Source organism: Leifsonia sp. NPDC014704, assembly GCF_043083605.1.
Lineage (GTDB): Bacteria > Actinomycetota > Actinomycetes > Actinomycetales > Microbacteriaceae > Leifsonia.
This window is the reverse complement of sequence record NZ_JBIBYW010000002.1, coordinates 143,779-163,801: the sequence shown is the minus strand read 5'-3', so window position 1 is coordinate 163,801 and position 20,023 is coordinate 143,779. Positions and strand designations below refer to the sequence as shown.

The 20,023-nt window shown below is 70.0% G+C and carries 17 protein-coding genes; 9 read left to right on the top strand and 8 right to left on the bottom strand.

From position 1 onward, the window contains the following. Positions 1 to 68: 68 nt before the first annotated feature. Positions 69 to 1,079, bottom strand: coding sequence for a PHP domain-containing protein (locus tag ACF1AJ_RS12225; protein WP_391507610.1), 1,011 nt, complete (start codon positions 1,077 to 1,079; stop codon positions 69 to 71). 48 nt (positions 1,080 to 1,127) lie between these two features. Here ACF1AJ_RS12225 and ACF1AJ_RS12220 point away from each other — a divergent pair, with 48 nt between their 5' ends. The 3 genes from ACF1AJ_RS12220 to acs all read left to right on the top strand — a co-directional run bounded on the left by ACF1AJ_RS12220 (position 1,128) and on the right by acs (position 6,207). Beyond that, the gene (locus ACF1AJ_RS12220) at positions 1,128 to 1,697 is read left to right on the top strand and encodes a dihydrofolate reductase family protein (RefSeq protein WP_391507609.1); all 570 of its coding nucleotides are present in this window, start codon (positions 1,128 to 1,130) and stop codon (positions 1,695 to 1,697) included. Between the two features lie 35 nt (positions 1,698 to 1,732). Then, the gene (locus ACF1AJ_RS12215; protein ID WP_391507608.1) at positions 1,733 to 4,075 is read left to right on the top strand and encodes an ATP-binding cassette domain-containing protein; all 2,343 of its coding nucleotides are present in this window, start codon (positions 1,733 to 1,735) and stop codon (positions 4,073 to 4,075) included. Between the two features lie 152 nt (positions 4,076 to 4,227). Further along, positions 4,228 to 6,207, top strand: a complete 1,980-nt coding sequence (gene acs / locus ACF1AJ_RS12210; RefSeq protein WP_391507607.1) for an acetate--CoA ligase — start codon at positions 4,228 to 4,230, stop codon at positions 6,205 to 6,207. A 123-nt stretch (positions 6,208 to 6,330) separates the two neighbouring features. On the opposite strand, the gene ACF1AJ_RS12205 is transcribed toward acs, so the two are convergent. The 5 genes from ACF1AJ_RS12205 to treY form a co-directional block, all read right to left on the bottom strand. After that, positions 6,331 to 8,130 carry a glycoside hydrolase family 15 protein gene (locus ACF1AJ_RS12205; protein ID WP_391507606.1) on the bottom strand — a complete coding sequence of 600 codons (1,800 nt, stop codon included), beginning with the start codon at positions 8,128 to 8,130 and terminating at the stop codon, positions 6,331 to 6,333. Further along, the gene (locus ACF1AJ_RS12200) at positions 8,127 to 8,984 is read right to left on the bottom strand and encodes a serine/threonine-protein kinase (RefSeq protein WP_391507605.1); all 858 of its coding nucleotides are present in this window, start codon (positions 8,982 to 8,984) and stop codon (positions 8,127 to 8,129) included. Before ACF1AJ_RS12200 ends, ACF1AJ_RS12205 begins: the two co-directional genes overlap by 4 nt. Beyond that, entirely contained in the window at positions 8,984 to 11,020 is a 2,037-nt protein-coding gene (gene glgX, locus ACF1AJ_RS12195; protein ID WP_391507604.1) for a glycogen debranching protein GlgX, read from the bottom strand. The genes ACF1AJ_RS12200 and glgX overlap by 1 nt, the downstream gene beginning before the upstream one ends. Positions 11,021 to 11,322: 302 nt before the next feature. After that, a complete protein-coding gene (treZ, locus tag ACF1AJ_RS12190; protein WP_391507603.1) occupies positions 11,323 to 13,023 on the bottom strand; it encodes a malto-oligosyltrehalose trehalohydrolase in 1,701 nt (566 codons plus the stop codon). Then, positions 13,020 to 15,284 (bottom strand): malto-oligosyltrehalose synthase, encoded by a 2,265-nt coding sequence (gene treY / locus ACF1AJ_RS12185; RefSeq protein WP_391508755.1) that lies wholly within the window; start codon positions 15,282 to 15,284, stop codon positions 13,020 to 13,022. Before treY ends, treZ begins: the two co-directional genes overlap by 4 nt. A 190-nt stretch (positions 15,285 to 15,474) precedes the next feature. On the opposite strand from treY, the gene ACF1AJ_RS12180 reads away from it, so the two are divergent. The 5 genes from ACF1AJ_RS12180 (at position 15,475) to ACF1AJ_RS12160 (ending at position 17,548) form a co-directional block, all read left to right on the top strand. Further along, entirely contained in the window at positions 15,475 to 15,729 is a 255-nt protein-coding gene (locus ACF1AJ_RS12180) for a hypothetical protein (protein ID WP_391508754.1), read from the top strand. Between the two features lie 35 nt (positions 15,730 to 15,764). Continuing rightward, complete coding sequence (locus ACF1AJ_RS12175) at positions 15,765 to 16,319, top strand: MarR family winged helix-turn-helix transcriptional regulator (protein WP_391507602.1); 555 nt, start codon at positions 15,765 to 15,767, stop codon at positions 16,317 to 16,319. Positions 16,320 to 16,430: 111 nt separating this feature from the next. After that, on the top strand, positions 16,431 to 16,829 hold the full coding sequence (locus tag ACF1AJ_RS12170; RefSeq protein ID WP_391507601.1) for a MarR family winged helix-turn-helix transcriptional regulator: 399 nt from the start codon (positions 16,431 to 16,433) through the stop codon (positions 16,827 to 16,829). A 90-nt stretch (positions 16,830 to 16,919) separates the two neighbouring features. Continuing rightward, a complete protein-coding gene (locus ACF1AJ_RS12165) occupies positions 16,920 to 17,093 on the top strand; it encodes a CsbD family protein (protein WP_115695598.1) in 174 nt (57 codons plus the stop codon). Positions 17,094 to 17,212: 119 nt separating this feature from the next. After that, the gene (locus tag ACF1AJ_RS12160) at positions 17,213 to 17,548 is read left to right on the top strand and encodes a hypothetical protein (protein ID WP_391507600.1); all 336 of its coding nucleotides are present in this window, start codon (positions 17,213 to 17,215) and stop codon (positions 17,546 to 17,548) included. Here ACF1AJ_RS12160 and ACF1AJ_RS12155 read toward each other — a convergent pair. Continuing rightward, positions 17,521 to 18,471, bottom strand: coding sequence for a helix-turn-helix domain-containing protein (locus tag ACF1AJ_RS12155; protein WP_391507599.1), 951 nt, complete (start codon positions 18,469 to 18,471; stop codon positions 17,521 to 17,523). The genes ACF1AJ_RS12160 and ACF1AJ_RS12155 overlap by 28 nt on opposite strands. Positions 18,472 to 18,556: 85 nt before the next feature. Here ACF1AJ_RS12155 and ACF1AJ_RS12150 point away from each other — a divergent pair, with 85 nt between their 5' ends. Beyond that, positions 18,557 to 18,772 carry a hypothetical protein gene (locus ACF1AJ_RS12150; RefSeq protein ID WP_391507598.1) on the top strand — a complete coding sequence of 72 codons (216 nt, stop codon included), beginning with the start codon at positions 18,557 to 18,559 and terminating at the stop codon, positions 18,770 to 18,772. A 51-nt stretch (positions 18,773 to 18,823) separates the two neighbouring features. On the opposite strand, the gene ACF1AJ_RS12145 is transcribed toward ACF1AJ_RS12150, so the two are convergent. Then, a complete protein-coding gene (locus ACF1AJ_RS12145; protein ID WP_391507597.1) occupies positions 18,824 to 19,945 on the bottom strand; it encodes a LacI family DNA-binding transcriptional regulator in 1,122 nt (373 codons plus the stop codon). Positions 19,946 to 20,023 lie beyond the last annotated feature (78 nt).

Genomic DNA, 20,023 nt, shown 5'->3' with positions numbered 1-20,023 from the left:
TGGCGGCTATTCCGCCCAAATAGCCGCCACTACGTGCATTTCGGGCGCGGGATGGGCGGGGTGCGGCGTCAGGACTTGGCGAGCCAGGTGCGCAGGCGGTCCAGCGGCCAGGTCGTGATGATCCGGTCGGCGGGGACGCCGTTCGCGGCGGCGCGCGCGGCGCCGTACGCGAGGAAGTCGAGCTGGCCCGGGGCGTGCGCGTCCGTGTCGATCGAGAAGAAGCATCCCGCGTCGAGGGCGCGCTGGATGAGGTCGTCCGGCGGGTCCTGGCGTTCCGGCCGTGAGTTGATCTCGACGGCGACCTGGTTCTCGACGCACGCGGCGAACACGGCATCCGCGTCGAACTCCGACGGCGGCCTGGTGCCGCGCGAGCCCTGCACCAGGCGGCCGGTGCAGTGGCCGAGAACGTTCGTGTGCGGATCGCGGATGCCGCCCAGCATGCGCTTCGTCATCGTCCGCTTGTCGGAGCGGAGCTTGGAGTGGACGCTGCCGACCACCACATCCAATCGGTCGAGCAGCTCGGGCGTCTGATCGAGCGTGCCGTCCTCGAGGACGTCGACCTCGATCCCGCGGAGCAGGGTCACGGAGCCGGTGTCGAGGCTCGCGATGACGTCCAGCTGCTCCTCCAGGCGCTCGGCACTGAGCCCGCTCGCCACGGTGAGTGTGGGGGAGTGGTCGGTGATCGCCTGGTACTCGCGGCCGAGCGTCGCGGCGGCCGCGGCCATGACCTCGATCGGGACGGTGCCGTCGGACCACTCGGTGTGGCTGTGCAGATCGCCGCGCAGCTGGGCGAGCAGGTCCGCGCCCGCGGTCTCGAGGGGCTGCGCGTTGCGCTCGCGGAGGTCGGCCAGGTAGTCCGGGACGCCGCCATCGACCGCCTGCGCGATGACCTGGAAGGTGCGGTCTCCGATTCCCTTTGTGCGCTTCAGCCGGCCGTCGGCGACCCGCGCGGCGAGCTCCTCCTGGTCGAAGGGGGCGATCGTGGCGGCCGCTCGGCGGAAGGCCTGCACCTTGAAGCTCGGCGCGAGCTCCCGCTCGAGCCAGAAGGCGATCTCGTTCAGCGCGTCGACGGCATCCATGCGCACCATGCTCCCACCGTGTCGGTGGTGGCCGGTACCGTCGGCGACATGGGGAGAATCGTCTTCGACACGGCCGCGACCATCAACGGGTGGATCGCCGATGAGCACGACTCGCTGTCCTGGCTGTTCGCGGTGCCCGGCGGAGAGGAACCGGACGAGAGCCTGCTCCCAAGCGGAGCGACCGTGATGGTCGAGGGCCGTACGACGTACGAGTGGGTGCTGCGCGAGAGCGGCATCCTCGAGGCGCCGGAGAAGTGGCAGGAGTTCCACGGCACGCGGCCGACCTTCGTGTTCACCCACCGGGAGCTGCCGGTGCCCGAGGGGGCGGACATCCGCTTCGTCTCCGGTTCGGTGACGGATGCGCTGCCGGCGATCCGGGAGGCGGCGGGCGACGGCGACATCTGGGTCGTGGGCGGAGGGGATCTGGCGGGGCAGTTCTTCGACGCGGGCGCGCTGGACGAGCTGGCGGTGTCCATCGCGCCGGTCGCGCTCACCGGCGGCGCGCCGCTCTTCCCGCGCAGGGTCGAGTCCGACCGTTTGCACCTCGAATCCGCCGAGGCCGTCGGCCAGTTCGCCCGGCTGCGTTACCGCATCATGGCCGCAGAAACGACCGCCTGATATACCGTGGGTCGCGTTCGACGGAGGGAACCGACATGACCGCAGCGGCCGACAGCCACGATTTGATCCGCGTCCAGGGGGCGCGCGAGAACAACCTCAAAGACGTCAGCGTCGAGCTGCCCAAGCGCCGGCTGACGGTCTTCACGGGCGTCTCGGGCTCGGGCAAGAGCTCGCTCGTGTTCGGCACCATCGCCGCCGAGTCGCAGCGCATGATCAACGAGACGTACAGCGCCTTCGTGCAGGGATTCATGCCGTCGCTGGCGCGACCGGACGTCGACGTGCTCGAAGGGCTGACGACGGCCATCATCGTCGACCAGGAGCGGATGGGCGCCAATGCCCGCTCGACGGTGGGCACGGTGACCGACGCGAACGCGATGCTGCGCATCCTGTTCAGCCGGCTCGGCCAGCCGCACATCGGATCGCCGCAGGCCTTCTCGTTCAACATCCCCTCGGTCACCGGCCGTGGCGCGATCACCGTCGGCGGCAAGACGGAGTCGCGCGAGTTCACGCAGCTCGGCGGCATGTGCCCGCGCTGCGAGGGCATGGGCAGCGTGAGCGACATCGACCTCACGCAGCTCTTCGATGACAGCAAGTCGCTCGCGGAAGGCGCCATCACCATCCCCGGCTACACGGCCGACGGCTGGGCCGTGCGGATCATCGGCAGCTCGGGCTTCGTGCCCGCGGACAAGCCCATCCGCGAGTTCACCGAGCAGGAACGCAAGGACTTCCTCTATAAAGAGCCGGTCAAGGTGAAGATCGAGCGCATCAACATGACCTATGAGGGGCTCGTGCCCAAGGTCCAGAAGTCGATGCTGTCGAAGGATGTCGACGCGATGCAGCCGCACATCCGTGCGTTCGTGGAGCGCGCCGTCACGTTCGCGATCTGTCCCGAGTGCGGCGGCACCCGGCTGAGCGAGGGCGCACGGTCGTCGAAGATCGCAGGCATCAGCATCGCGGATGCGTGCGCCATGCAGATCACCGACCTGTCGGACTGGGTGCGCGGGCTCGACGAGCCGTCCGTCCGTCCGCTGCTCAAGAACCTGCAGCACCTACTCGACTCGTTCGTCGACATCGGCCTCGGCTACCTGTCGCTCGACCGGCCCTCGGGCACGCTGTCGGGCGGCGAGGCGCAGCGCACGAAGATGATCCGGCACTTGGGCTCGTCGCTCACCGATGTCACGTACGTCTTCGACGAACCGACCGTCGGGCTGCATCCGCACGACATCCAGCGGATGAACGAGCTGCTGCTGCAGCTGCGCGACAAGGGCAACACGGTGCTCGTGGTCGAGCACAAGCCGGAGGCGATCGCGATCGCGGATCATGTCGTGGACCTCGGTCCACGAGCCGGCTCGGCCGGCGGCGAGGTCGTCTTCGAGGGCACGGTGGAGGAGCTCCGCGCGAGCGATACCCTCACCGGCCGGCATCTCGACGACCGCGCCCGCCTCAAGGAGACGGTGCGGACGCCGAAGGGAGCACTCGAGGTGCGCGGCGCCTCCGAGCACAACCTGCAGGGCGTGGATGTCGACATCCCGCTCGGCGTGCTGGTGGTCGTCACGGGGGTGGCCGGGTCGGGGAAGAGCTCACTCATCCACGGGTCGGTGGCGCTCCGTGACGGCGTCGTGTCCGTCGATCAGGGCGCGATCCGCGGCTCGCGCCGCAGCAACCCGGCGACCTACACGGGGATGCTGGAGCCGATCCGCAAGGCGTTCGCGAAGGCCAACGGCGTGAAGCCCGCACTCTTCAGCGCCAACTCCGAGGGAGCGTGCCCGAACTGCAACGGCGCCGGCGTCATCTACACCGACCTCGGCGTGATGGCCGGGGTCTCGACGGTGTGCGAGGTGTGCGAGGGCAAGCGCTTCGACGAGTCGGTGCTCGAGTACCACCTGGGCGGCCGCGACATCAGCGAGGTGCTGGCGATGCCGGTCACCGAGGCCGAGGAGTTCTTTGCGAGCGGCGAGGCGAAGTTGCCCGCCGCCCACGCCATCCTGCAGCGGCTGTCCGATGTAGGGCTCGGCTACCTGACCATCGGCCAGCCGCTCACGACACTCTCGGGCGGCGAGCGGCAGCGACTGAAGCTGGCGACGCACATGGCCGAGAAGGGCGGCGTGTACGTGCTCGACGAGCCGACGACCGGGCTGCATCTGGCGGACGTCGAGCAGCTGCTCGGACTGCTCGACCGGCTGGTCGACGCGGGGAAGTCGGTGATCGTGATCGAGCACCACCAGGCCGTAATGGCGCACGCCGACTGGATCATCGACCTCGGTCCGGGAGCCGGCCACGACGGCGGCCGGCTCGTCTTCGAGGGCACTCCCGCCGACCTCGTCGCCGCTCGCTCCACCCTCACCGGCGAGCACCTCGCCCGCTACGTCGGCGCCTGACCCTCACCCCCACCGTCGAGTCCGCACAGATTGCACGCAAACCCCCGTCGCGGCGTGCAAAGTTTGCGGACTCGACGGTGGGGATGAGCGGCGGGTTACGGAAGGTTGCGCGGGCGCAGGGACGCACTCGGCGAGGCGGATAGCGTCGGAGGGTGAGCACCCCGATCGAGAACCTCGGCCGCGAGACGCGGCTGTACCGGCCGTCCGAGGAGTTCGCGGCGCAGGCGAACGTCGACGCCTCCGTGTTCGCCGAGGCCGCCGCCGACCCGGTGGCCTTCTGGGAGCGTCAGGCCGCCCGCCTCGATTGGGCGGAGCCGTGGCACACGGCGCACACGTGGCAACCGGCCGAGCCCGGTGACGACGGCGAGCTGACGGTCCCGCGGGCCGAGTGGTTCGCGGGCGGCCGCCTCAACGCGGCCGTCAACTGCGTCGACCGTCACATCGCCGCGGGCCGGGGCGACCGCGTCGCCCTGCACTTCGAGGGCGAACCGGGCGACCGCGAGACGATCACGTACGCGGACCTCCAGCGGCGGGTGGCGCAGGCGGCGAACGCCCTCACGGCGTTGGGCGTCGGAGAGGGCGACCGCGTGGTCGTGTATCTCCCCGTCATCCCCGAGACGGTCGTCATCACCCTGGCGATCGCGCGGGTGGGCGCCATCCACTCGCTCGTGTTCGGCGGCTTCTCGGCGGAGGCCCTGCGCTTCCGGGTGGAGGACACGCGAGCGAAGCTGCTGGTGACCTCCGACGGGCAGTTCCGGCGGGGATCAGCGGTGGCCGTCAAGGCGAATGCGGATGCGGCGGTCGCCGGCGACAACGCGATCGAGCACGTGCTGGTCGTGCGGCGCACGGGGGAGCTGACACCGGACGTGCCCTGGACGCCTGGACGCGACGTGTGGTGGCACGACGTGGTCGAGACGGCGCCGGAGGTGCACGAGCCGGAGTTCTTCGATGCCGAGACGCCGCTGTTCATCATCTACACGTCCGGGACGACGGGGCGACCGAAGGGCGTCGTCCATACGACCGGCGGCTACCTGACACAGGCGTCGTGGAGCCACTGGGCGCTCTTCGACGCGAAGGACGACGACGTGTACTGGTGCACGGCCGACCTCGCCTGGGTCACTGCGCACACCTACGTGCTGTACGGCCCGCTGTCGAACGGTGCCACCTCCGTCATCTACGAGGGGACGCCGAACACCCCGCACACCGGCCGTCACTTCGAGATCATCGAGCGCTACGGCGTGACCACCTACTACACGGCGCCGACGCTGATCCGCACCTTCATGACCTGGTTCCCCGAGGGGCCGGGGGAGCGCTGGGACCTCTCCAGCATCCGGCTTCTCGGCACGGTCGGCGAGGCGATCAACCCGGAGGCGTGGGTCTGGTTCCGCGATAACCTCGGTGCGGGACGCGCGCCGGTGGTCGACACGTGGTGGCAGTCCGAGTCCGGTGCGGCGATCGTCGCACCGCTGCCCGGAGCGACCGCGCTGAAGCCCGGTTCGGCTACGGTCGCCGTGCCCGGTGTCACCGTTCGTGTCGTCGATGAGCGAGGCGAGGATGTGCCCCGCGGCTCGGGCGGCTCGATCGTCATCGACGGCACGTGGCCGGCGATGTCACGCACGGTATGGGGCGATCCGGAGCGCTACCGCGACTCGTACTGGCGGCCGTATGCCGACCGCGGGTACTTCCTCGCCGGTGACGGTGCGGCGGTCGACGACGATGGATACATCTGGCTGCTCGGCCGCCTCGACGACGTGATCAACGTGTCCGGTCACCGGCTGTCGACCATCGAGATCGAGTCGGCGCTGGTCGCGCATCCACGCGTCGCCGAAGCCGCCGTCGTCGGCGTGGGCGACGACACGACCGGGCAGGCGGTCGCCGCGTTCGTGGTTCCGTCCGGGGAGACACCGGCGGAGGCCGACCTCCGCGACCAGGTCACGCGCGAGATCGGCGCGATCGCGAAGCCGCGTCACGTGGTCATCGTCCAGGACCTCCCGAAGACGCGGTCCGGCAAGATCATGCGCCGCCTGCTGGTCGACCTGTTCGACGGCCGGGCGCTCGGCGACACGACCTCACTGCAGGACGAGACGGTTCCGCACGCGATCGCGGAGACGCTGGCGGCACGGTCGCACTGAGGTCGTTCGGCGGGCGCGAAAGGGAGGTGTTCACGCCCGACGCGCCGACGAGGTGCACTGAACGGAGGTAGTTGCGGGGGTGAGTACGCGGATGTCCTCCGTTTCCGACGGCGGCGGGCGCGGTCAGGGGCGCAGGTCGGCGATCGTCAGGGCCGCGTCGATCAGGCCCAGGTGCGAGAGCGCCTGCGGGAAGTTGCCCCAGAAGGCGCCGTCCGCATCCATCATCTCGGCGTAGAGACCGACGTCGTTCGCGCGGCCGACCAGGTCGTCCATCAGCGTCGTCGCCTCGTCGATCTCGCCGACGCAGGCCAGGGCGGCGGCGAGCCAGAAGGAGCACGCGGTGAACGGACGCTCGCCCTCGGCTGCCGCGCCGGTGAAGCGGTAGAGCAGCGGGCCGTCGCCCAGCTCGCGTCTCAGAGCGGCGATGGTGGAGCGCATTCGTTCGCCCCGTTCGAAGCCGCTGGGCGCGTGGAGCAGCACCGAGGCGTCGAGCTCCTCCTCGTCGGCGGCCATCGTGTACGCGCCGAGGCGGTCCGACCAGCACCGCTCATCCACCCAGGCGTGGATGGCGTCGGCCTCCCGACGCCAGCGCGAGGGGTTGCCCTCCGTCTGCCCCAGCTCGACGAGCTGCAGGGCGGCCTGCAGCGCCTGCCAGCACCCCATCTTCGAGGAGGTGTGGTGACGGAGCTCGCTCAGCTCCCACATCCCGGAGTCGGGCAGGCGCCAGATGTCGCAGACGCGGTCGGCCACGTCCGCGACCAGGCGGCGGGTGGGCACATCGAGCACGTTGCCGGCCGCCGCGTACGCGAGCGCGACGCTCAGGAGGTCGCCGTAGACGCCGAGCTGCAGCTGTCCGGCCGCCCGGTTGCCGGTGACGACCGGTCCGATGCCGCGCCAGCCGGGCACGTCGTGCGTCTGCGGATCGGCCGACGACTCCTCCCGCAGCCCGTACAGCACGCGCAATTCGGAGACGTCACCCTTCACGGCCCGGAGCAGCCACGAGATCGCGGCGTGCGTCTCCTCGCGCAGGCCGAACCGCGCCAGAGCGCGCAGTGTGTACGCGGTGTCGCGGACCCACGCGAACCGGTAGTCCCAGTTCTTTCCGCCGCGGTCGGTCTCCGGGAGTGAGGTGGTCGCGGCGGCCGCTATGGCGCCGGTCGGCGCGTACAGCAGCAGCTTCAGCGCGAGCGCGCTGCGCTGCACGGCGTCGTCCCACGGCCCCTGATACGAGAAGGTGCGCGACCACAGCTCCCAGTTGCCGACCGTGCGGTCGATCCCGATGTCGACGTTGCCGGGGTCGGGCAGGTGCAGCGGCTCGTCGTCTGTCGCGACGATAGAGAGCGTCCGGCGGGACCCCTCGGTGACCCGGATGCGGCCCCCGAAGCGCGGGGCGTCCGCATCCTCCTCGGTGTCGTTCAGACCGGTGACCCCGATGTTGACCGTCCCGACGCGGAGGATGCGCTTCCCGTCGACGCGCTCCGCCCACGGGCTGCTCGCGCCGAGCATCGTGCCGGGCTCGACGGCCCAGTCCATGACCACCGTGCCGTCTACCCCTTCGATGCGGCGGGCGAGTTCGAGCCACGGCAGGCGGCCGGCGACGCCGGTGACCAGCGCGTCGGTAACCCGCACGGCGCCGTTCTCGGTGGTGAAGGTGGTCTCGAGCACATTGGTGCCCGGAAGGTATCGCCGTCGGGTGCGGAAGGCGCTGACCGGACGTAGCTGGATGCGACCCCCGCGCTCCGGGTCGAGCAGCGCCGCGAAGGCCGGATCGGAATCCAGGTTGGGGACGGGCAGCCAGTCGACCGTGCCGGAGCGGTCGATCAGGGCGACGGTGCGGCCGTCGCCGAGGGCCGCGTGGTCCTCGATCGCGGCGCTGCCGTCGCGCTCGATCGCGGCGCCGGCCTCCATCGATCCCGCCGTCACGCCCGCTGCTGGAGACCGGCCGCCGAGATGACCGCCTCGCGGAACACCGGTGTCAGCTGCTCCGCGGTGGGACGTCCGGCCGGATCCGTAGAGGTCATCGCGTGGAGGATGCGGGACCAGTCGTCGGGCAGGCCGTCCGGGATGGGCGGTTCGTGTTCCAGCCGGGCCATCGCCGACTCGACGGCGCCGCCGGGGTACGCGACCGAGCGCGTGAAGCACTCGAGCAGGACGAGCCCGAGGGAGTAGATGTCGCTCGCCGGGGTGGCCGGCTGGCGCATCGCCTGCTCGGGGCTGAGGTAGGCCGCGGTGCCGGTCGTCTTGCCCTCGTCCGCCTGAGAGGGTGTGCCGACGAGGCCGCTGGCGATCCCGAAATCGGTGAGCCGCGCCCGCGCCCGGAAGGTCGTCGTGCCGTACGAGACCAGCATGATGTTCGACGGCTTGATGTCGCGGTGCACCACCCCGTTGGCGTGGACGTACTCGAGAGCCTCGGAGATGTCGTAGGCGACTTCCGCGATCTCCTCCAGCGTCAGCTCCCGCTGGGCCAGCATGCTCGCGAGATCGGTGCCGGAGACCAGTTCCATGATGAGGAACGGACGCGGGTCCTTCGGAGACGAGTAATCGATCCCGGCGTCGATCAGCGAGACGATGCCGTGATGGCTCAGCCGCGCGAGCGCCGCCTGCTCGGTGCGGTACTGCGCCATCTCCTCCTCGCCGCCGGAGCGGTAGAGCTTGATGGCGACCTCGCGCCCCAGCAGTTCGTCGGTCGCGCGGAAGATGCTGGCCTCGCCGCCGCGGCCGATGACGTGCTGCGGCCGGTAGCGACCGAGCAGCGCCGGGATGGTGGACTCGGGCATCAGCTGTTTCGCGACCTCAGCAGAGCGAAGGACGACTCGCCGAGGATGACGCTCTCGCCGTCGGCCAAGGCCAGTTCGGGGTCGCTGGAGAGCTCCAGCTCCCAGTTCGAGCCGGCGGCCTCCGGGAGCACGAACTCCACGCCGTTCCCGGCCGCGTTCAGCATGAGCAGGAACGAGTCGGCCCCTTCGTGCCGCAGCTCGAACGCGATCGAGCGGGCCTCCGGGTCTGCCCAGTCCTCGTCGGCGAACGGCTCGCCGTCCGCCCGTACGATGCAGACGACGTCCGGGCCGCCGACGTCGGGGGCGTGCCGGTACCACTCCGGCCGGAGGGCCGGCTCTGTGCGGCGCAGGTGGATGAGCTTCGACGTGAACTCGTGCAGCTCCCAGTCGGCGTTCTGCCAGTCGAACCACGAGATCTCGTTGTCCTGGCAGTAGGCGTTGTTGTTGCCCTGCTGCGTCCGCCCGATCTCGTCGCCCCCGAGGATCATCGGGACGCCCGCCGACAGCAGCACCGTCGCGAGGAAGTTCTTTCGCTGCCGGGTACGGAAGGCGTTGATGCCCTCGTCATCCGTCGGCCCCTCGACGCCGTAGTTGCTCGAGCGGTTGTCGGATTCGCCGTCGCGGTTGTCTTCCCCGTTGGCCTCGTTGTGCTTCTCGTTGTAGCTTGTGAGGTCGGCGAGGGTGAAGCCGTCGTGCGCGGTGACGAAGTTGACGCTCGACAGCGGAGCGCGCCGCGAGTCCTCGTAGATGTCCGGGCTGCCGAGAACGCGCTGCGAGAGGGTCGACAGCACGCCGGGGGTGCCGCGCCAATAGTCGCGGACGTCGTCGCGGAACTTGCCGTTCCACTCCGACCATCCCGCGGGGAAGCCGCCCAGTTGGTATCCGGCGACATCCCACGGCTCGGCGATCAGCTTCACCTGCGCGAGCGTCGGGTCCTGCTGGATGAGCGTCAGGAACGCGCTGTGAAGGCTGGCGTCGCCGCCCTGGCGCGTCAGCGTGGTGGCCAGGTCGAAGCGGAAGCCGTCGATGTGCATCTCCTCGACCCAGTACCGCAGCGAGTCCATGATGACCTGGAGGGCGGCCGGGTGGCTCACGTTGAAGCTGTTCCCGGTGCCGGTCGTGTCGAAGTAGTGGGCGGCGTCCCCGTCCACGAGCCGGTAGTACGACGGGTTGTCGATGCCCTTGAAGCTGTACGTGGGCCCGAGGTCGTTGCCCTCGGCGGTGTGGTTGTAGACCACGTCGAGGATGACCTCGATGCCGGCGGCGTGCAGCGCCTTCACCATGCCCTTGAACTCATCGACCTGGTGACCCGTGTCGCCCGTCGCGGCGTACTCGTTGTGCGGGGCGAAGAAGCCGATGGAGTTGTAGCCCCAGTAGTTGCGGAGGCCCTTCTCCTGCAGGTGCGCATCCTGAACGAACTGGTGGATGGGCAGCAGTTCGACCGCGGTGACGCCGAGGTTCTTGAGGTACTCGACCGCGGCGGGGTGCGCCAGCCCGGCGTAGGTGCCGCGGAACTCCTCGGGCACCCACTCCATCAGCTTCGTGAAGCCCTTCACGTGCAGCTCGTAGATGATGGTCTCGCTGAGCGGCGTGTGCGGCCGCTCGTGGTCGCCCCAGTCGAACTCTTGCGGGTCGATGGCGATGCCGAGGGCGACGTGCCGAGCACCGTTCGTGTCGCTGCGGCGCTTCGGGCGGCCGAGCTGGTGGCCGAACACGGCCTGCGTGTTGTCCCAGGCCCCGGTCACGGCGCGTGCCTGCGGTGCGAGCAGCACCTTGGCGGGGGAGAACCGGAGACCGTTGGCCGGGTCCCATGGTCCGTCGACGCGGAGCCCGTAGCGTGTTCCGGCAGTGAGGCCGGGGACGAACCCGTGGAAGACGTGGCCCGTGCGTTCGGTGAGCACGGTCTGCTTCTCGCGGCCGCGGTGGTCGAAGATGGAGACGATGACCTTGTCGGCGCGCTCACTGTAGACGGCGACATTCGCGCCGCCGTCGCGCAGGGTCACCCCGAGCGGGTACGGCGTAGAGGCGGCCGTCACAGGGACGACCCCTGCGAGCGGCGTGCGCTGGGGGCGGTCCGGCGGTGGGGCCGGGGGCAGGGTTGGGACACGGTGCCTCCGTTCGGTAGAACGCCACGATACCTGCGCGGTGACACGCCCATCCAGGCATTGACACGGGGGTTGCGGACCGTTAGGCGCGCGGCTTACGCGCCGCGCAGGCGCTCGAGCAGGCCGGAGTTGCGGCTGACGATGCGATCGATGATCTGCTGCGTGGTGGGGTTATGCGCCGCGGCTGTCATCCCTACACCCTATCGAGAGAAGTATTGCATATATAACCGAAGCTATCGCCGCGTAACGCGCACCGCCTCACCGAACGCCGCGACCGCATCGGCCGGCGCCTCGCCGAGGCCACTGCCGGACAGGCTCACCTCGACGAGCAGTTCGCCGCGGCGGAACCGGAAGACGCCGTCGGTGTACGCCACCTGGGTCGCGGGCGCATCGGCGGGGATCGTCCGGCGCAGACCGGTGAGGGCGCGGTACCAGTCGAGCATCCGCGCGTTCTCCGGGCGCTCCGGCTCCGACCAGTCGAGCTTGGAGCGTCGGAACGTCTCCGGGTCCTGCGGGTCGGGCACCACGGCCGGATCCCAGCCCATCTTGGCGAACTCCTCGATGCGGCCCTCGGCGGTCGCCTTCCCCAGCTCCGGCTCGGGATGCGACGTGAAGAACTGCCACGGTGTCGTCGCGGCCCACTCCTCGCCCATGAAGAGCATCGGCGTGAACGGGCCGAGCAGGGTGAGGGCGGCGGCCGCCGCGAGGCGTCCGGGGTCGAGCGTCGCGGTGAGGCGGTCGCCAGCGGCACGGTTGCCGATCTGGTCGTGGTCCTGACTGAACACGACCAGGCGGGTGAAGGGGATGTCGGCGTCGAGCGGGCGGCCGTGGTGGCGCTCCCGGAAGCTCGACCAGGTGCCGTCGTGGAAGAAGCCCCGCTGGAACACCTTCACCAGCGCCTCCGGCCGGGCGAAGTCGCTGTAGTAGCCCGTGTCCTCGCCGCTCAGATTCGCGTGGATCGAGTGGTGCACGTCGTCGTCCCACTGCGCGTGGAGGCCATAGCCGTGGTGCGCGCGGGTGCGGATCAGCTTCGGGTCGTTCAGGTCGCTCTCGGCGATCAGGGTGCGCGGACGGCCGGTCTCCCCGGCGAGCTCGTCGGCGAGGAGCGCGAGCTCCTCGAGCAGGTGGGTGGCGCGGTGATCCTGCAAGGCGTGCACCGCATCCAGCCGCAGGCCGTCGACGTGCATCTCGCGCAGCCAGTACTCCGCGTTGTCGAGGATGTAGCGGCGCACCTCGTCGGACAGGGAGCCGTCGAGGTTCACGTTCACGCCCCACGTGCTGGCGCCCTGGCCGAGATACGGCCCGAACTTCGGCAGGTAGTTGCCGCTCGGGCCGAGGTGGTTGTAGACGACGTCCTGGATGACGGCGAGACCGCGGCGGTGGCACTCGTCCACGAAGCGCTGGTACGCCGCCGGTCCGCCGTACTGCTCCTGGACGGCGTACCAGAGCACGCCGTCGTAGCCCCAGTTGTGCGTCCCGTTGAAGGCGTTCACCGGGAGCAGCTCGATCGCGTCGACGCCGAGGTCGATCAGGTTGTCGAGTCGCGCGGCAGCGGCATCCAGGGTGCCCTCGGGGGTGAACGTGCCGATGTGCAGCTCGTAGATCACGGAGCCGGTGAGGTCGCGTCCCTCCCACGCGCCGTCGGCCCAGGCGTGGGCGTGCGGGTCGAACTCGCGGCTCAGCTCGTGCACGCCGTTCGGCTGGCGGAGCGACCTCGGATCCGGGAAAGGTCCGTCGCCGTCGATGAGGAAGCCGTAGTCGAGGGGTTCGGAGGGAAGATCCGGCGCCTCGGCCAACTCCCACCATCCCCCGGTCGGGCTCGCATCGGACGCGGGCACGCGCGTGAGCGGGTAGGTGCCGAGGTCGCCGAGCACCACATCCACAGAGCGCGCCTCCGGGGCCCAGACGGCGAAGCGGCGCTCGCCGGCGGTCATCGGGTCACCGCCAGCAGGGCGACGGGGTAGGTCTCGAAGACGGCGGCGAGCGGGACGCGGCCCGAGAAGTCACGTCCGGTGAGTTCGTCGCGCATGGGCTCCTCTCCTAGGTCGATGGTGGTGTCGGCCCATCCGCCGGTCGCGGAGAGCCCGACGGGCAGGCGGGTGGCGAGCGCGATCGCGCCGCCGCGGTCGAAGCCGACGAGGTGACCGGCGCGCGACCCTTCGGCGTAGACAGGACGGTAGCCGCTGAAGAGCTCCGGCCGGTCACGGCGCAGGCGGAGCGCCTTCGCGGTGACCAGCTCCTTCGCCGCGCCCGACGAGTCGACCTCGGGCTGCCATCCCTCGTCGATGTGCGCCAGGAGCGCTGCCGCCGCATCGAATTCGACCGGGCGGCGGTTGTCGGGGTCGACCAGTGAGCGCTCCCAGCGCTCGGAGCCCTGGTAGACATCCGGGATGCCGGGCGCCATGAGCTGGAGGAGCTTGGCGCCGAGCCCGTTGCTGGCCCCGGGTGCTTCGATAACCGCGGCCAGCGCCTCGACCTCGGCCCGCACGCGCTCGTCATCGAATGCGGCGTCGATGGCGGCGAACATCCGCTCTTCGAACGCCTCGTCGGGGTCGGTCCACCCGGTGGACGCTCCGGCCTCTCGGGCCGCCTTGAGCGCGTAGTCGTGCAGCCGCTCGCGTGACGCCGGCCAGGCGCCCACGACCGACTGCCACAGCAGGCTCTCGAGCGAGCCATCGCCGAAGCCGACGCGCTCCCGCACCGTCCGCAGGAACCGCTCCCAGCGGCCGGGCAGCTCGGCGAGCACGTGGATGCGCGCCCGCGTGTCCTCGCCGCGCTTGGTGTCGTGCGTCGACAGCACCGTCATCGACTCGGGCAGGCGACGCTGGCGATCGGTCTGCCGACGGTGGAACTCCTCGGGCGAGAGAGCGAACTCCGACGGGTCGGCGCCGACCTCGGTCAGCGACACGAGTCGGGTGAAGCGGTAGAACGCGTTGTCCTCGACCCCCTTCGCCATGATGGCGCCGGTGGTCTGCTCGAACCGGTCACCCAGACGGTCGACGATGCGCGCGATCACGGGTGCGAGGTCCGGGCGGGTGGCCGCGGCCGCTTGACGCGCCTCCTCCAAGTACTCGTCGCCGTACGGCAGATAACTGCGGTACACGGGGAACCAGGCGGCCAGTTCGGCGACGGCATCCGCCGTCTCCTCGTCCGTCCCCTCCTCGAGCTCGCGGACGACCCGGAGCACCTCGGACCGGAGGATGCCATCGGCGACGGCGCGCTTGCGGCGGTGGACGAGCTCCACCCAGTCCTGGCTCTCCTCTCGCTCGTCGAGCTCGCCCGCGAGGGCGGTGAGCGGCCCCTCACCGGTGGGGTCGACGAAGACCCGGTCGATGATGGCGAGGGCGTCGTATCCTGTGGTGCCCTGCACGGGCCAGTCCGGCATCCGCTCGTCGCCCTCGATGATCTTCTCGACCCAGATCGGGGCGTCACCGGCGAGGTCGCGGAGCCGCTCGAGGTACTGGCCGGGGTCGCGGAGGCCATCCGGGTGGTCGACGCGGAGGCCGTCCACGAGCCCCTCGCTCAGCCAGCGGCCGATCTCGCGGTGGGTGTCGTCGAAGACCTGCTGGTCCTCGACACGGAGTCCGGCGAGCGTGCTCACGGCGAAGAACCGGCGGTAGTTGAGTTCCGCATCAGCGCGCCGCCACGACATGAGCTCGTAATGCTGGCGGGCGTGCACCTCGCGGGGTGTCCCCTCACCTGTGCCGGGCGCGATCGGGAAGCGGTGGTCGTAGTAGCGCAGCTCGCCGTCCTCGATGCGCAGGGCGTCCTCCTCGTCCGGGCCGTCGCCGAGGATGGGGAGCCGGAGGCGTCCGTGACCGAAGGGCCAGTCGATGTCGAAGTAGGAGGCGTAGCGCGACTCCTGACCGTGCTGGAGCACATCCCACCACCAGGCGTTGACCGCAGGGGTGGCGACGCCCATGTGGTTGGGGACGATGTCGACGAGCACCTTGAGCCCCCGGCTGTGCGCGGCGTCGGCGAACTCGCGCAGGGCCTCCGGGCCGCCGCGCGACGCATCCACCCGGCTGTGATCGACCACGTCGTAGCCGTGCATCGAACCCGGCTCGGCCTCCAGCAGAGGAGACACGTAGACCCAGTCCGCGCCGAGGCGCTGGATGTGATCGAGCACCTGCATGGCGTCGCGGAGGGTGAAGGCGGGAGAGATCTGGAGGCGGTAGGTGCTCACAGCGTTCATTCTGCGGGAGGGCGGCACCGCCGAGTAGGGCTTGAAATCCATCGCCGGGCGTTTTGCTAGACGAGCGAGCAATATGGTTAGACTAACTACATATTCGCTGGATCAGCGACGGACCGAGGGGAGACGCGGGTTGGGACTGCTCAGTTACGGGGGAGCGGACTACGAATTCTCGGATCGGCTGTTGGCCCATGTGCAGGTCGTCATCACGACGAAGCTGCGCCGCCGGGAGTCCTTCGCCCTGAGCTGGATCCGTGACGGGGACGGCGGTCGCGAGGCGATCTGGGTCGACAACGGTCTGCCGATCCGATTCCGCTACGACGAGGGCGTCATCGCGCCCCTGAACCGCGAGTGGCTCGAATCGCTGATGGATGGCACGCACCGGCCCAACGGGCTCCTCATCACGCCGGAACCCACGGCCGCTGAGGGTTCGAAGGGCAAAAGCTAGGCAGTCTAGTTTGTAGGTGCTCTATCGTTAAGGGCATGACGTCCGAGACTCACGGACCGGCGCACTACTGGTACGAGGAGCGCGCCGACGAGCGCGCCCCCGGCATCGAGGTGCTCGAGGCGATGCGCGCCTACGGCGTCGCCGAGTCGGCCATGCGCCGACGGTCCGAGGGCGTGCTCCGGATGAGCGAGAACGACGTCTCGGCCATGCGTTACCTTCTACGGGCCCAGGAGTCCGGCCGCACGGTCGGTCCGAAGGAGCTGGCCGAGTACCTCGGCATCCAGAGCTCGTCGGTGACCGCGCTGCTCGATCGCCTGGAGCGCGCCGGGCACATCCAGCGTCAGTCGAGCCCCTTCGATCGGCGCGCGCTGATCGTCGTCCCCACCGTGCCGGAAGACGAACTGCAGCGGGCGATCCTCGGCGATATGCGCCAGGAGCTCGTCGATGTCGCGGCGTCGCTCGAGCCGGCTGACGCCGCCGTGGTCATCGACTTCCTGCGGCGGATGCGCGATGCCGTCGACCACATCGACGCGGCAGAGGCGGCGGGTGCGCCGAACCGTTCCGGCGACCGCTCTCGAAGCAGCGCGTAAAATCGGAGTATCGAATCACAGACCGGCGGGCGGTACTGGTACGACCGTGCGAACCCGTATACCGTTGACGTCCTGAACGCGCTGCGCGACTATCGCGCCGCCGAGCAGGCGATGCGTCGCCGTACCCGCGAGTCCATGCGGATGGGCGAGAACGATCTGCGTGCGTTGCGGTTCCTGTTGAAACGGCAGAACGAAGGCGTTCCCGCGACACCGGCCGAACTCGGTGCGCTCCTCAAGCTCAAGTCGTCGTCGGTGACCGTGATGCTCGACCGGCTGACCGTGGCCGGCTGGGTCACCCGGCAGCCGCATCCGGTCGACCGGCGCAGTCTGGTCATCCTGGCGACGCCGGGCGCCGACGAAGAGGTGCGGCACACCCTGGATGCGATGCATCGCCGCATGCTGGAAGCCGCCTCGGTGCTCGACGAGCGCCAGGCGGAGATCGTGAAGAGCTTCCTCGGACGCATGTCCTCCGCACTCGAAGGCCTGGATCGCAGCGACACCGTCTCCTGAGCGTGACGTGGGAGGTCGCTCCGTGGGGGTAGACCCGCTTCCGCAACGGTGGGACCGTCGAAGACGAAACGGACCACGAAAGGGGACGTCATGGGACTGGACGACAAGATCGAGAACGCCGGAGAGAAGCTGGGCGGAAACGCCAAGGAGGCCACGGGTAAGGCCACCGGCGACGAGCGTCTCGAGGCCGAAGGCAAGGGCGACCAGGTCAAGGCCGACGTCAAGCAGGCCGGCGAGAAGATCAAGGACGCCTTCAAGCACTGACCCTCGGACGACCACGAAGCCCCCGAACCGGATTCCGGGCGGGGGCTTCGTCGTGTTCACCGGGACGTCGCACCGATTTCGCCTTTCGTTCACCGACAGCGCGGAGTAGTTTCCGGTGCATGGGAGACCGGACGGATCGCGCCAGGGCGGCGCGCAGGGCGGGGATCGGCGCGGTGCTCGCGCTCATCACCCTGGTCGCGACGGTCGCGCTCGCCGTCGCCATCCCGACCCAGGGCGAGAACCCGCGAGCCTGGGGCGTGATCGTGTGCGGACTGGTCACCGTCGGGCTGTGCACCGACTTCGCCCTCCGCAACCGGCGGCTGCTCCGGCACTACCGGGGTGACGACCTGGTGCCGGCGCACCATCCGGCTTCGCGGAATGCGGGCCCCCGGAGTCACGCGCCGGCGCGGCGCCAGGCATCAGCGAGTCAGGCGCGCGCGAAGGCCGCCCGGTAGCGCGTCGGGGGAACGCCGACCTCGGCGTCGAAGTGGTGGCGCAAGAGGGTGGCACTGCCGAAACCGCACTGGCGCGCCACCTCGTCGATGGGCAGGTCGGTCGTCTCGAGCAGCAGCCGGGCACGCAGGATGCGCTGGGTGGTGAGCCACTGCATCGGCGGCACCCCGGTCTCGGCGACGAAGCGCCGTGAGAAGCTGCGGGTCGACATGTGCGTGCGCTCGGCGAGGCTGCCGACGGTGTGCGTCTCGTCGAGGCGCTCGGTGAGGTAGTCGATCAGCTCGCTGAAGGTGTCGTCCTCGCAGTCGCTGACCGGCTTGTCGATGTACTGGCGCTGGCCGCCGTCGCGCTGCGGCGGAACGACCATGTTGCGCGCGATCGTGTTCGCGACGGCGCTGCCGAGCTCGCGGCGTACGAGGTGGAGGCTGGCGTCGATGCCCGCAGACGTGCCCGCGCTGGTGATGATGCGGCCGTCGTCGACGAACAGCACGTCGGGGTCGACGCGGGCCTCCGGGAAGCGGCGCTGCAGCTGGTCGGAGTAGCGCCAGTGCGTGGTGCAGTCGCGGCCGTCGAGCAGGCCGGCGGCACCGAGCGCGAAGGCACCCGAGCAGACGCTGAGCAGGATGGCGCCCCGGTCGTATGCCCGGCGGAGCGCATCCAGGAACTCCTCGGGGTACTCGTCGCGGACGGTGGCGGCGGGGACGGCGATGAGGTCGGCGTCGTCCATCGCCTCGAGGCCGTAGGGGGCGGTGACGCTCACGCCGACCGGGCTCACGACCGGAGCCCCGGGGTGGATGGAGCAGACGCGGAAGTCGAACGGCTCGAGGCCCGCGTAGCTGCGGTCGAGGCCGAAGACCTCGCAGACGACCCCGAACTCGAACATGGCGAACTCGTCGATGAGGGGTACCGCGACCGATCGGATCATGCCGTCAGTGTAATGGCCGTATCTTTGCGAAGATAGACCCAAAGCCATCTCGTGTCCGTATCTTTACGTCCGTAACGTAAAGGTCATGGCGAACACGACATGGACACAGGGGATGGAACACAGCTGGGTCGCGCACCCGACTCGGACCGACGGGGGAGAACCGCCGCGCCGGCGCCGGTTCGTGCTCAGCGACTGGCTGCCGGCGGCGATCCTCGCGCGCGGCGGACGCGCCGACCGTGAGACCGAGCGGGCGCTCGGCGATCTGCGGGCGATCCACGCGGCGCGCGAGACGGGTCGTTGACGCGGGCCCAGCCGCATCCACGGGGCGCGACACGCTGCTATGGCGCCGCCATTACGGCGTGTCGCGACCCACGAACTCGGTGAGGGCGGCGACGGGCATGGCGGCGGCGCGCGGCGCCGGTCCGACCGACGAGCGACGCAGCAGATCGGCGCCGAAGACGACGGCGGCGTCGTCCACTCGCTCGCCGTGGATGCGCTCCAGCGCACGACGGGCGGCGGCAGCACCCAGCTCGTAGATCGGCTGCTCGACGACCGTCAGCGGCGGCGTGGTGATGCTTGTCCACTCGGGGTTGTCGAACGAGATCAGGGAGACGTCGTCCGGGATGCTCAGCCCGAGCGTTCGGATGGTCTGGAAGACCGCCATGGCGATGAGGCTGTCGGACGCGATGATGGCGGTCACCGGGTCGTCGCTTTCGAGAAGCTCGCGCGCCACCACATCCACTCCGCGGCGGCGGGCGTCGAGGCGGATGTTGCGCTCGGGTGACGGGATGCCGGCGGCCGTCAACGTCTCGAGCACGCCGGCGACGCGGTCGGCGACGCTGGACATGGTGATGCGGTCGCCCGGCGTGTACTGCGACGCCGGGTGGTCGTGCGTCGAGATGAAGGCGATCCGGCGATGCCCCTCGGCGAGGAGTTCGGTGGTGGCTCGCGCGGCGGCGGACCGGTTGTCGACCGTGACGGAGTCGTAGGGTTCGCGGTCGGCCCGGCGGTCGAGCAGGACGAGCGGCCGGCCCGCGGCGCCGACGGCCGCGAGGTGGGCCACCCGCGCAGACGAGGCCGGAGCCACGATCAGGGCGTCGACCTGCTTGTCGAGCAGGACGTCGACGGCCGCTTCCTCCGCATCCACATCCTCATCGGAATTAGTGAGGATGACGTCGTAACCGGCTTTGCTGGCGACATCGGAGATACCGCGCATGGCGTGCGCGAAGAACGGGTTCTCGATGTCGCCGACGACCACTCCGATCGTGTTCGAGCGGCCGGTGTTCATCGACCGGGCGAGAGCGTTGGGGCGGTAGTTGAGCTCCTCCGCCGCGGCCAGCACGCGCGAGCGGACGGCGTCGCTGACCTGCCCGTAATCGCCCAGGGCGCGGGCCGCCGTCGCCTTCGACACCTTGGCCGCCCGGGCGATGTCGGCGACCGTGACGGCGCGCCGGGATGCGGGGCGTGGGGACATCGGTGCCGCCTTCCTCCTGCGAACTCCACGTGTTGACGAACGCGGGAAACGTGATGTAGCGTCCCAGAAAACCAACTG